Raw genomic sequence first — 11,828 nt, 5'->3', positions numbered from 1 at the left:
TTACTCCATCATCAATGGAAAGGAATTCAAAGTCATATAGGGTAGGGAGTAGGCACATAGCCTACCCCAACATTTGACTTAGAACCAAAAAAATCCCTATGATGCTAAGCACCATAGGGATTTTCTTAATTAAAATACTTGTTCAAGCTCTTTAACGCCAGGTACTTCTTCAAGCAATGCACGCTCGATACCTGCTTTTAGTGTAATTGTTGAACTTGGGCAAGAACCGCAAGCTCCCATTAAACGGACTTTAACGATGCCGTCTTCGATATCTACTAGCTCAACGTCCCCACCATCACGTAGTAAGAATGGACGTAATTTCTCTAATACTTCTTGTACTTGTTCTGTCATTTCAGTACTTGTTGACATAGATAACACTCCTTTCTTTACTTCAATTATAATATCCAAAAACAAAAAAATCTATGATTACGCACCTGTTTTTTCATATTTCTAAACAAAAAACGTTAAAAAGTTGCTCAAATGATTGCTGTGAGCGCAACCTGAAGGTATGATAAAGAAAATGGTCATAATTGTACGTTGGTGGCCATGGTACTGAAATACATTCATGTACACAGTCCTGTCTGAAGATTAGAAAAATAATAAGGATCGTTTGAGGAAGTGGGGAGAATATTTGATGACTCATTTAGAATTTACGGTTTATGGAGCAGAGGAGAAGTGTGCAAGCTGTGTTCACTTACCTTCGTCTTGGGAAACGAAGGAGTGGCTCGAGGCGGCGATTCAAAGAAAATACCCTGATGCTGAGGTTGTGTTCCACTATGTCGACCTCTATCAGCCGCAAAATCAAGCCGAAGAACAGATGACAAAGCGGATCATCGCAGAGGATCTCATCTATCCAGTCGTGGTGTTTAATGACGACATTGTCGCTGAGGGGAATCCTCGTTTGAAAACGATTTATGAAAAAATCGAAAGCTATCTGTAATGAAATGAGGTGCAGGGGCCCTAGAAGGGGACCAACTGCACCTTAATTTTATTTTAGATCAACCTGAATGATATTTATACATCCAGAGGACGCCACTTTTCATTACACGTGGCACTCGACCGAGCAGGGTGCGTTCACCCATAAGACCGAAGCCGTGTTTTTTACCTAATGAACCAAGTACACCTTTTAATTTGATTGTCGGGAATGTTTCAGGTAATGGTTCATTTTTCCAACGTTTTTTCAAGACAGTGACAATTTGCTCGCCTTGTCCTTCTGCAAGTTGTGCACTTGGTGCATGAGGAAGGCTCGCACAGTCACCGACCACAAAGACATTTTCATCATTCGGTAGGTGATGGTGAGGGGTCAGTTTTACCCGGCCTTGCTGGTCTTTTTCAACATCCATTTCACGGACAACACGGTTGGGTTGAATCCCTGCCGTCCAAATGATGGCATCACTTTCAATGCGCTCATCATGGTTATAAAGCGCATGTTTTTCAACTTTTGTAATGTTTGATTTGTTGATGACTTCAACACCGTGATTGATGAACCAGTTTTGAACGTAGTTGCTTAAACGATAAGGGAACATCGATAAAATGATGTCACCACGATCAAATAACTTAATTGTTAAATCAGGACGACTTTCGCGTAATTCACTCGCAAGCTCGACACCGCTGAGCCCACCGCCAACAATCGATACGACACCTTGTGGGCGGACATTGTTTAGAGTTTCGCCTGTTTTTCGTGTATCTTCCATGCTTTGAATGCTTAATGTCTCCTCACGAGCGCCAGGAACATTATGGTATTTATCTTCACAGCCTAGACCAATAATCAGTGTGTCGTAGTTAATTGCCTCATCCTGTCCATCAATGTGGACTGTTTTTCCATCTAGGTCGACCGAAGAAATGTTACCGTACTTGATTTCTAATCGCGGATCGTTTGGAAAGGAGACACGTAAATGATGATCTGATTCTGTTCCAGCCGCCAATGCATAATATTCCGTTTTTAAGCAATGATAAGGTAATCTGTCGATGAGTGTGAGTTGAACGTCGCTCGGCAAGTCATTGGTAAGTAGGCGCTGCAAAATGCGCATGTTGCCATAGCCACCGCCTAGTAGTACTATTTTTTGCATTTCCTGATTTCCCCTTTTTCCTTTTATTCCGTTCATGCTTGTTTCAATTAAGGCCATCACTTTTGTAAGGAAGACGTCTTGTGATTGTTCGTTGGTGTACATCGTTAACGCATAATAAAAGTGGCTGTTTAAGATTTCTGCCCATCGCTCTATGTTTATACTTGGGTCAATTTCTCCTCGATTGATTCCTCTCGTTAGTAGCATTGACCAGTCTTGAATCAATGATTCTTCGGCTTGGACGACATGTGTCCATACCTTTCTCGTGAGTAATGGGTTGATGTCGTAATCTTCTAGGATGTAGGTTAGGTATGCTTTAATTTGTAAGTGGAGCGGTAGTTTTTTAATATGCTGTTGCTGCATATAATCCGTGACGAGTTCGAATCGTTCCTCTGCAAGCGATTGCATGACCGACTCTTTTGTCGGAAAATAATTAAAAAAAGTTCCCTTTGCAACCTTTGCTTCTTCGGTAATTTGCTTGACGGTAGTCGTATCGAATCCCTGTTCACGGAAGAGTGTAATCGCTGCATTTATAATTTTTTCTTTCGTTTGTTGCTTTTTGGTTTTTCGCCCCATAATTGACTCCCCTAAAAAAAGTGACCCTGGTCATTTATGATTATAACGAGTTTGTGTCAATTTAACAACAATTTTATGGAAATTGTTTTATAGGGTGCCAGGCACCGCTTAACAGGTGCCTGGCACCCCCACTTCGACAAATGTTTATACTTATGATAGGATAGGGGCAGAGTGGTTAAGAGGTGAACTTGAAATGAAACCAATTATTGAATTTTGTTTAAGTAATCTAGCAAGCGGGTCTCAAAAAGCGTTAGAAGAGCTAGAGCGTGACCCGAATCTTGATGTGATAGAATACGGTTGTTTAGGTAGTTGTGGACACTGTGCGCGTACGCACTTTGCCTTGGTCAATGGTGAGTTTGTTTCAGGTGAGACAAGCGATGAACTTGTTAAGAATATCTATCAATATTTAGAAGAGAACCCGATGTTTTAAAACACCTAGTTGTGCTAGGTGTTTTTTTAAATTGTAAAGGGGCGGAGTGCGCCAGCGGAGGAGAACCATCGGTGAATTAGGCTTACTCGCACCGCCTTAGGATTAAGCTTAAGGGTTAGTTTCCCTGAGGAGAAGAAGTTGATTCGAGGAGGGAGAATGGTTGCCATCCGTCGATATTATTGATCGGTTGTGCTGAACATTCTCTTTGTTAATGATGACATTTCCGGTGGCGTTCGTTATACTCATTACAAAATACAAAAAGGGGTGCGTTCGGTTGATTCCATTTGAAAATGCTTGGCCTTATGAGCGGATGTACGATGATATTTATATTCAGGAATGCCCGTATTGCGGTAGTGAAAATGTGCTCACGAATATGAAACAAGAGATGCTAGAGCGGGCGAAGGAAGGGATAAAGACGCTTTTGATTATGCCATGCTGCAACGGCAGGATGACAATTTTAGAGGCGGATGATGACTATTTTTGGACGAATGAAAGCTTACGGAAATGAGGGATAACGATGGAATTTGCTTTTACAAAAATGCATGGGTTAGGAAATAATTACATCTATGTCGATCTTTTTAAAGAATCGTTGCCGGAGGAGCGCTTAGCAGACATAGCCGTAAAGGTAGCAGATGTTCATACTGGTATTGGCTCGGACGGTTTGATTCTAGTATGTCCGTCAGAAATGGCTCCGGTGAAAATGCGAATCTTCAATAACGATGGCTCTGAGGCAAAAAATTGTGGGAACGGTCTACGCTGTGTCGCAAAATTCGCGTATGAGCATGGTTATGTAAATGAGCGTACCTTTAAAATAGAAACATTAGCTGGGCTTGTTGAGGCGACTGTCCACACAGAGGATGGAAAAAATGTTGACCTTGTCACTGTTGATATGGGAGAGCCACGCTTAAAGCGCAAGGACTTACCGATGCTTGGCGATCCTGAAGCAGAAGTGATTGCTGAACCGCTTGAATTAGACGGGGAGACGTTAGCAATGACGGCGGTGTCGATGGGGAATCCGCATGTGATCTTTTTTGTCGATACCATTGACGAGGCGCCTGTTACAAGCGTAGGACCGCGTCTAGAAAAACATGAGCTTTTCCCTGAATGGGTCAATGTTGAATTTGTTGAAGTCGTCAGCGAAAAAGAACTGCACTTCCGCGTGTGGGAACGAGGTTCTGGGATTACTCAAGCGTGTGGTACCGGGGCATGTGCAGCCGTTGTCGCAGCGGCATTAAATGAAAAAGTTGCGCGTGATCAAGAGGTCATTGTTCATTTGCTTGGTGGCGATTTAAACATTACATGGACAAGCGAAGGGAAAGTCCTTATGACAGGACCAGCGGAAACGATTTTTAAAGGGACATTCCCGTTATAGTGTATTGGAGGTACAGATGATTGTGCCTCTTTTTTATGGGAAAGAGCGGAAGGAGGGACCGCAACGCCGGGACCGAGAAACCGTTACACCCCGAACGAGGTATAAGATCCGCGCTTATCCGTAGCCCTCAGGGGAACCGCCCACACTCTACTGTTCTACTCATTCTGTCCCCTGCATATAGTCTAAATGGCAGCAAGATACAACAGCGAAGGAGGAGCATCATGCAACATTTTAGCCGATGGAAATATTACCATCCGTATATAAGCCCCTTTGACCCGTGCCCGCCAATCAAGGTGAAAGCCTACTCAACACCTCCACACCTTTATATGGGATTTCAGCCTGAAGGATTGCAGCAATATCAGCTTCGTGAAGCGTTATATGCCGGAACATTATGGCCAGCGTTATATGACCCTTATGAAGGTATTCAACATAAGGAAAAAAGGGAGGGATAACAATGGCGCAAAAACAGCTCCCACAAGAATTTTACCAACTGTTAGAGGAGTTACAGGCCGTTGACTTTGCTCTTGTTGACTTGACTCTCTATCTTGATACGCACCCAACCGATGCGGAAGCGATCAACCAATTCAACCAATTATCCTATCAAAGCCGGACGTTAAGAAATAAGGTTGAACAGATCTATGGACCACTGCAACAGTATGGAAAAAGTTATAGCGGTTATCCGTGGGACTGGAACGACGCACCGTGGCCGTGGCAGATATAGAATCTAAAAGGGGGAGATTCGTGGATGTGGACGTACGAGAAAAAACTTCAGTACCCGGTGAGAGTAAGCACATGTAATCCGATGTTAGCAAAATTTTTAGTCGAGCAATATGGTGGGGCTGATGGAGAGCTAGCAGCCGCCCTCCGTTATTTAAATCAGCGCTATACGATACCTGATAAAGTCGTTGGGCTACTCACGGATATTGGAACGGAAGAGTTTGCCCATCTTGAGATGATTGCAACGATGATCTATAAGTTAACAAAGGATGCAACACCTGAGCAGATGAAGGAAGCAGGGCTTGGAGATCATTATGCCGAGCATGACCGGGCACTCTTTTATGCGAATGCCTCAGGTGTGCCATGGACGGCAGCTTACATTCAAGCAAAAGGGGATCCGATTGCAGATCTGTATGAAGATATTGCCGCCGAAGAAAAAGCGCGTGCAACCTATCAATGGATTATCGATATGTCGGATGACCCTGATTTAAATGATGGCTTGAAGTTTTTGCGAGAGCGTGAAGTGGTCCACTCACAACGATTCCGTGAAGCGGTTGAAATTTTAAAAGAAGAACGCGATCAAAAGAAATTCTTTTAACACATAAAAAAAGGGAGCATGCCGAACGAGACTGCTGAAGAAGTAGCAGGCAGGCCAATTCAGGAAGAGTAATGGCTCCGCACGTTGCTCGCTTGCTACGAGAAACCCACTCGTAGCAAGCTTTTTTTAAAAGATGCAACGGCTTCGCACATTACATAAAGGGCGCTGAAAAAGTGAATTTCACACTTTTTCAGCGCCCTTTGCCGAGCATGCCCCTTTTTTTAATGGATTAATATTCTTTAATAATATTATAAAACGTATCACGTTCGACTGGCTGTTTGTTTGCACCTTTGATTAAGTGCATAAGTTCAGCTCTTGTGATTCCTTGTGATGTTAACGCACCCACAGAGTGAGAGATACGTTCTTCAATCAACGTTCCATGGATATCATCTGAACCGAATGATAATGCCATTTGAGTTAGTTGTGGACCGATGTTAATCCAGTACGCTTTAATATGATCAAAGTTATCAAGCATTAAGCGACTAATCGCAAGTGTGCGCATGTCATCATGTGCTGATGTACGGCGTTGTAGTCCTGAATTGACGCTCTTTGGTTGCATCGCAAGTGGAATAAAGACCATGTATCCGTTCGTACGGTCTTGCAGCTGGCGAAGGCGATCCATATGAATGAGGCGCTCTTCTAGTGTTTCAATGCTGCCGTAAAGCATCGTTGCATGAGTGCGTAGGCCAAGGTTATGAGCCGTCTCATGTGCTTCTAGCCATAAATCCGTTGAAGCCTTATCTGGACTCATTTTCGCACGATAACGTTCTGATAAAATTTCAGCACCGCCACCTGTGAGTGAGTCAAGACCTGCATCGATTAACGTTTCTAACACTTCTTTCATCGAAATGCCAGCTAGACGTGCGAAGAATTCAATTTCCGCTCCCGTGTATGCTTTGACTGAACATTGGGGATAATGTTTCTTAAGTGTACGTACGGTATTCACATAATATTCGAATGGCACTTCGTTATTATGACCGCCGACAATGTGGAATTCACGAATGTTGTCATTCCAACGATCAGCAACATATTTAAGTAAAGCTTCTTCATCCATCGTATAAGCGCCTTCTTCACCAGGTTTGCGCTTAAATCCACAGAAACCACAGCTTGCTTCACAGACGTTTGTCGGGTTGATGTACATATTTTCGATGAAATAGACGTTTTTACCGTTTTTCTTTTCATTCACTTGATTCGCTAGCTGACCAATCGTAAGCAAATCAGGTGATTCATAAAGGTAAAGACCATCTTCAATTGATAGTCGTTCGCCATGTTGGATTTTTTCCGCGATGGCCTGCATTTTTGTATCAGACAATAGCGTAGTCATATTCGTCCTCCGTTCTAAAACCATAATTTTTTGTATAGTATATCACGTTCTACAGGGTATTTCCTGTTTTGGTAATCATTGGAATGAACGTTAAATGAAAAAATATTCTTCTATTATACTATCAGAAACTCTAATCAGAAAGAAAGTGGAAACTCGTTTGTTCTTCTGGCAAATAGCGGGCAATACATCGTTGGAGGCGGTTAAGGTACGTTTTACATTTGTTTTAGTTAAAATTTAAAAGTTGTGACATTTTTTACATAGTGCACGATAAGCACGTGATATGATAAAAATTAGAATAAAAGAAATCTAAAAACGAGCAAATAGACATTTAGAGAAATGTTCTCCGACAATATGAAACACAATTCCCGAAAAGAAGTCAAAATAAGTGGAAATAAATGTTTGTCAATAATAGTCGCTTTAGGTAAAATATAAATAAGGTAAGGTTGTCCGATAACTACCTTAAATAATAAGAATTCAAGGGGTGATGAATATGGTAAAAACGGACTATGATGATCGCACACAACTGGAAATGTTGAGGAAAAAAATGGTTACTGCTGCTTTAATCCATGGTATGAATCACCCGCTTGTTTTAAAATATAGTCAACAAATTGATGAGAAACATAACGTCTTATTAAAAAATAGTTATGTAAAAGAAAGCGAAATGTACTCCGCGTACTAAGTGTGCATAAACATGTAGCAAGCGTATCGCTTGAGAATGATATGGATCGTTTGTATACTAAGGGTAAGGAATACGATCATAAAAAGGAAGGTGTAAAGATGATTACAATTACAGATGCGGCGGTTGATCGTATTAAAGATATGATGAAGGAAGAAGGAGACGACAGTTTGCTACTACGTGTAGGTGTAAAAGGTGGCGGCTGTAGTGGGCTTTCGTATGGCATGGGCTTTGATAAAGAAGTGTCAGACGAAGATAAGACATTTGAAAAGTCAGGCCTGAATGTGGTTGTTGATAACGAAAGTGCAGGTATCCTTGAAGGGGTAGTCATTGATTATAAAGAAAACATGATGGGTGGCGGGTTTACGATTGAAAACCCGAATGCCGTTGCTACTTGTGGCTGTGGCTCTTCATTCCGCACAGCTGAAAATGCGGGCACACCAGAAGATTGCTAAGCTAAGAATAGAAAGCACCGCTTAATGGCGGTGCTTTTTTTCGTCTTAGGCAAAGCCAAAAGGGGGGGAGTGCCCAAATTGGTGCCAGGCACCGTTCTATGGGTGCCTGGCACCCGCACGACAATTTTTTCATGTGACACTAATTTTACGCAGGGCCACGATGACGTCTAGGCTTCCTTAAAAATAAAAAACGCTAACCGGTGGTTAACGTTTATAACGGGATTCCTCGCTTTTCTAATTCCTGTTTTAAGATGGCTATAAAGGTCTCATCTATTTGTTCAAATTTTACTGCTTTCTTATAGCTTTCAATTAATAAAGAATCTCTAATTTCGTACATCGAACTGCTCTCTCCTTGCTTAAATCGTTAAGACTGAATAGTCACTCAGTTTTGGTTACAGTTTTATTATGCAGGAAAAAAACCGAAAAGAAAAGGACTTCGATGAAAGAAATAATAAATCGACAAAACTTTTCAATAATTTTTGTCATAGTATTGTCAATTTTTAACTTCTTCGTCATAATACTAGGTATCTAACTAAAAATAGGGTGGGATATCATGAGTAGAGTTACGAGTTATGAGTTTTACCATCGAAGCGGATCGAAGGTTATGATTACTGATATACCAATCCTTGAAGACGAAATTCTTTCCTTTCGAACGAAAATGTGTCTGGAGAAGTTGATTGATCACATAGAGCAAATTCGCACGCCTAACCACACATACTCCTACATTGATTACTTAGAATTGGAATTTTGACTCTTAATAAAAACGCTACAGCTTTTACACTGTAGCGAAAAAAAGGGGAGTTTTTAATGATGGAGTACTCAACCATTAATATTATGATTACCAACATCTATCTGTTTTAAACATTATTTTTCATTATTATTTGGTTTAGCTTTAAAGATAAGCGCTAGACATGCAAAACCGATCGCAAATAATATCGCAGATAATAATCCTTCATTAGCCATTAAATGTTCCATTAGAGATAAGCTCCTTTCCTACGGCGGAATTTTCTGTTAATTTAAGTTATCTCCGTTTTTTGGAACTTTTATACATACAAAAGGAAGGAACATTTCGTTGTAATTAGTTTTAATATTAAGCTTTTATAAGGAAGGTAAATCATCCGCTAAAACTTGTATGATCACGTACGCATTTAGATCAATCTTGGCCACGCCTGATCAATCGCAAGCATCGTTCGCTGCTATATTTTTATAGCTGGTCATTGGGCTCTTGTGCTCTGAATTTTATTATCGGTCGCTTCGTGTCTCGACGTATACATGTCGAGACAAAGCACTTACCAAAAAATTCAACCTAAAGTTCTTAATATAGATATAGATAATAAGCATATTATTAATGAAAGACGTTAGTGTTAGAGTAAGCAAGTATGTCAATCAAGCGCTGCTTTATTGAAAACAGTGAAGAACATTGTGTAACAAAGCACCCTGAAAAAATCAACAAAAAAGTGGTTGAAAAAAGGATGGAAAAGAAATATCATAATAGATGTGATTTGTGACTATTTTACGACATAATTTTTCATTTTTTTTGTAAGATTTTATAACAGCTGAAATAATTATTCTTTTTTTATTTTAAACGATGTCATTCCTTATTTAATGGCTGTCGTTGTTTTTTTAGCGTTAACTACGTGAAATAAATCACAATATTATTTGCGCGTAATGGAAAAATAGTAGTACATCTACTACAAACAAATTAAAGAAATTGGATGTGATTTTGTTGAATAGTAAGCCAAAAATCGTCATTTTGGGTGCGGGATACGGTGGTTTAATGACTGCATCACAACTAACAAAGGAGTTAGGGTATAACGAAGCTGACATTACGTTAGTGAATAAGCATGAATACCATTACCAAACGACGTGGTTACATGAACCGGCAGCAGGTACGATGCACCATGATCGTGCACGTATGCCAATCGATTATATTCTTGATCTTAAGAAGGTCAACTTTGTTCAAGATAGTGTTGTTGAAATCAAGCGTGAAGACAAGAAGGTCATTCTTGAGAATGGAGAAGTAGACTACGATTATCTTGTTGTTGCTCTTGGTTCAGAAGCTGAGACGTTTGGTGTACCAGGCGTACATGAGCATGCATTTAGTAAGTGGACTGTCAATGGTGTTCGTGAAGTCAAAGAACACATTGAATACCAATTTGCACAATACCATAACCGCGAAGAAGGACGTGACGAATTATTAACATTTGTCGTGGCCGGTGCTGGGTTTACGGGAATTGAGTTTGTTGGTGAATTAACAGAGCGCGTACCAGAGCTTTGTAAAGAGTTTGACATTCCGCGTGAAAAAGTAAAAATGTATGTGATTGAAGCGGCACCAACAGCTCTACCTGGGTTTGATCCTGAGCTTGTTGAGTATGCGATGGACTTGCTTGAGAGCAGAGGTGTAGAGTTCAAAATTGATTGCCCAATTAAAGAGGTCATTGAAGATGGCGTCATTCTTAACAACGGTGAAGAAATTAAGTCTGAAACAGTTGTTTGGGCAACGGGTGTACGTGGTAACTCAGTGATCGAGAAATCAGGTTTTGAAGCGATGCGCGGACGTATTAAGGTTGAATCTGATCTTCGTGCACCAGGTCATGATGACATTTTTATCGTCGGAGACTGTGCGTTAATTATTAATGAAGAAATCAATCGTCCATACCCGCCAACAGCTCAAATTGCTCTCCAACAAGCGGGCACTTGTGCAAGCAACATAAAAGCACTTGTAAAAGGCGGAGAACTAAAAGCATTTACACCAGATATTAAAGGTACAGTTGCTTCACTTGGTGGTAAGGAAGCGATCGGTGTTGTTGGTAAGAAAAAATTATTCGGTACTTCAGCATCAATGATGAAAAAAGTGATTGACAACCGTTCCCTTTACTTATTAGGTGGGATGTCACTCGTGGTGAAAAAAGGGAAAAAACCATTCTAAAGCGAATATCAGATAGTAGAAAGAACAAAGGCCACAAGGTCTTTGTTCTTTTTACATAGGCAAAAGGCTCAGAATGGCTTGAGCTTTGGAGAGCGAGAACTTCACGAAAGGAACTTTTATGTGATGATGTTGAGAGAGTAATGGGGTAGAGAGGACGGATCGAGATGGAAAAACAGAAAAGGGGAAAGGTATGGCTTGCCGCCGCTGGTATTGTAATTAAAGATGGGAAATGGCTCGTTGTTAAGAAAAAATACGGTGGGTTAAAAGGACTGTGGTCATTACCTGCTGGGTTTGTGAACCATGGGGAAACCGTCGATCAAGCAGCGATCCGCGAGGTCAAAGAAGAAACAGGGATTGAAACGGAAGTGATCGACCTCGTCGGTTTGCGAACCGGTGTGATTGAGGGGATCTATAGCGATAACTTAGTGATTTTCTTACTGAAGCCCCTTACTGAAAAAGTAATCACCCAAAAAAGTGAACTTGAATGCGCAATATTTGTCGCACCTGAGCAATTAGAAAAAGATCCGAAAACATCTAAAATGCTTCAGTTGTTTTTAAATGAATATAAAGAAAAATACTTCGAAGAATACCATGGAAACCCAGGTAAACAGTTTTCTTATACAGATTATAAGATCTTTTATTAAAAGAGTCTTAAGCCTCTAGGAGTGGTTTTATTTCTAAGGTC

General features: G+C 40.8%; 16 protein-coding genes and 1 pseudogene. 12 read left to right on the top strand and 5 right to left on the bottom strand.

All coding sequences use genetic code 11. The annotated features are described in order from the left end of the window. Positions 1-129: 129 nt before the first annotated feature. Positions 130-369 (bottom strand): NifU family protein, encoded by a 240-nt coding sequence (locus KH400_RS02185; protein ID WP_217221528.1) that lies wholly within the window; start codon positions 367-369, stop codon positions 130-132. A gap of 265 nt (positions 370-634) precedes the next feature. Between KH400_RS02185 and KH400_RS02180 the strand changes: the two genes are divergently transcribed. Then, positions 635-940 (top strand): YuzD family protein, encoded by a 306-nt coding sequence (locus KH400_RS02180; RefSeq protein ID WP_217221527.1) that lies wholly within the window; start codon positions 635-637, stop codon positions 938-940. Between the two features lie 58 nt (positions 941-998). Here KH400_RS02180 and KH400_RS02175 read toward each other — a convergent pair whose 3' ends face one another. Both KH400_RS02175 and KH400_RS26360 read right to left on the bottom strand, forming a co-directional pair. Further along, positions 999-2,069 carry an NAD(P)/FAD-dependent oxidoreductase gene (locus tag KH400_RS02175; RefSeq protein WP_312889004.1) on the bottom strand — a complete coding sequence of 357 codons (1,071 nt, stop codon included), beginning with the start codon at positions 2,067-2,069 and terminating at the stop codon, positions 999-1,001. Between the two features lie 411 nt (positions 2,070-2,480). Beyond that, positions 2,481-2,642: pseudogene (locus KH400_RS26360) on the bottom strand (TetR/AcrR family transcriptional regulator); the annotation flags it as partial. A gap of 193 nt (positions 2,643-2,835) precedes the next feature. Here KH400_RS26360 and KH400_RS02170 point away from each other — a divergent pair. The 6 genes from KH400_RS02170 (at position 2,836) to KH400_RS02145 (ending at position 5,759) form a co-directional block, all read left to right on the top strand. Beyond that, positions 2,836-3,072 (top strand): YuzB family protein, encoded by a 237-nt coding sequence (locus KH400_RS02170; protein ID WP_217221525.1) that lies wholly within the window; start codon positions 2,836-2,838, stop codon positions 3,070-3,072. Between the two features lie 274 nt (positions 3,073-3,346). Continuing rightward, positions 3,347-3,580 carry a hypothetical protein gene (locus tag KH400_RS02165; RefSeq protein ID WP_246589128.1) on the top strand — a complete coding sequence of 78 codons (234 nt, stop codon included), beginning with the start codon at positions 3,347-3,349 and terminating at the stop codon, positions 3,578-3,580. A gap of 9 nt (positions 3,581-3,589) precedes the next feature. After that, on the top strand, positions 3,590-4,444 hold the full coding sequence (gene dapF, locus KH400_RS02160; RefSeq protein ID WP_246589127.1) for a diaminopimelate epimerase: 855 nt from the start codon (positions 3,590-3,592) through the stop codon (positions 4,442-4,444). Between the two features lie 221 nt (positions 4,445-4,665). Then, a complete protein-coding gene (locus KH400_RS02155; protein WP_217221524.1) occupies positions 4,666-4,896 on the top strand; it encodes a spore coat associated protein CotJA in 231 nt (76 codons plus the stop codon). Between the two features lie 2 nt (positions 4,897-4,898). Further along, on the top strand, positions 4,899-5,165 hold the full coding sequence (locus tag KH400_RS02150; RefSeq protein ID WP_217221523.1) for a spore coat protein CotJB: 267 nt from the start codon (positions 4,899-4,901) through the stop codon (positions 5,163-5,165). 24 nt (positions 5,166-5,189) lie between these two features. Beyond that, on the top strand, positions 5,190-5,759 hold the full coding sequence (locus KH400_RS02145; RefSeq protein WP_217221522.1) for a manganese catalase family protein: 570 nt from the start codon (positions 5,190-5,192) through the stop codon (positions 5,757-5,759). Between the two features lie 229 nt (positions 5,760-5,988). On the opposite strand, the gene mqnE is transcribed toward KH400_RS02145, so the two are convergent. Further along, the gene (mqnE, locus tag KH400_RS02140) at positions 5,989-7,083 is read right to left on the bottom strand and encodes an aminofutalosine synthase MqnE (RefSeq protein ID WP_217221521.1); all 1,095 of its coding nucleotides are present in this window, start codon (positions 7,081-7,083) and stop codon (positions 5,989-5,991) included. Positions 7,084-7,573: 490 nt separating this feature from the next. Here mqnE and KH400_RS02135 point away from each other — a divergent pair, with 490 nt between their 5' ends. Together KH400_RS02135 and erpA are read left to right on the top strand one after the other, a co-directional pair. Further along, entirely contained in the window at positions 7,574-7,762 is a 189-nt protein-coding gene (locus KH400_RS02135) for an aspartyl-phosphate phosphatase Spo0E family protein (RefSeq protein WP_246589126.1), read from the top strand. A 98-nt stretch (positions 7,763-7,860) separates the two neighbouring features. Beyond that, positions 7,861-8,214, top strand: coding sequence for an iron-sulfur cluster insertion protein ErpA (gene erpA / locus KH400_RS02130; RefSeq protein WP_217221519.1), 354 nt, complete (start codon positions 7,861-7,863; stop codon positions 8,212-8,214). 211 nt (positions 8,215-8,425) lie between these two features. On the opposite strand, the gene sda is transcribed toward erpA, so the two are convergent. Next, positions 8,426-8,551: a sporulation histidine kinase inhibitor Sda gene (gene sda, locus KH400_RS02125; protein WP_217221518.1), complete on the bottom strand. Its 126-nt coding sequence runs from the start codon at positions 8,549-8,551 to the stop codon at positions 8,426-8,428. Between the two features lie 216 nt (positions 8,552-8,767). Between sda and KH400_RS02120 the strand changes: the two genes are divergently transcribed. From KH400_RS02120 to KH400_RS02110, 3 genes are all read left to right on the top strand, one after another. Next, positions 8,768-8,965 carry a DUF2535 family protein gene (locus KH400_RS02120; protein WP_217221517.1) on the top strand — a complete coding sequence of 66 codons (198 nt, stop codon included), beginning with the start codon at positions 8,768-8,770 and terminating at the stop codon, positions 8,963-8,965. Positions 8,966-9,940: 975 nt separating this feature from the next. Next, a complete protein-coding gene (locus KH400_RS02115; protein ID WP_438821094.1) occupies positions 9,941-11,143 on the top strand; it encodes an NAD(P)/FAD-dependent oxidoreductase in 1,203 nt (400 codons plus the stop codon). 164 nt (positions 11,144-11,307) lie between these two features. Next, positions 11,308-11,787: an NUDIX domain-containing protein gene (locus KH400_RS02110; RefSeq protein ID WP_217221515.1), complete on the top strand. Its 480-nt coding sequence runs from the start codon at positions 11,308-11,310 to the stop codon at positions 11,785-11,787. Positions 11,788-11,828 lie beyond the last annotated feature (41 nt).

The sequence above is a fragment of the Desertibacillus haloalkaliphilus genome (genome assembly GCF_019039105.1).
GTDB lineage: Bacteria > Bacillota > Bacilli > Bacillales > KJ1-10-99 > Desertibacillus > Desertibacillus haloalkaliphilus.
This window is presented reverse-complemented; position numbering and strand designations above follow the sequence as displayed.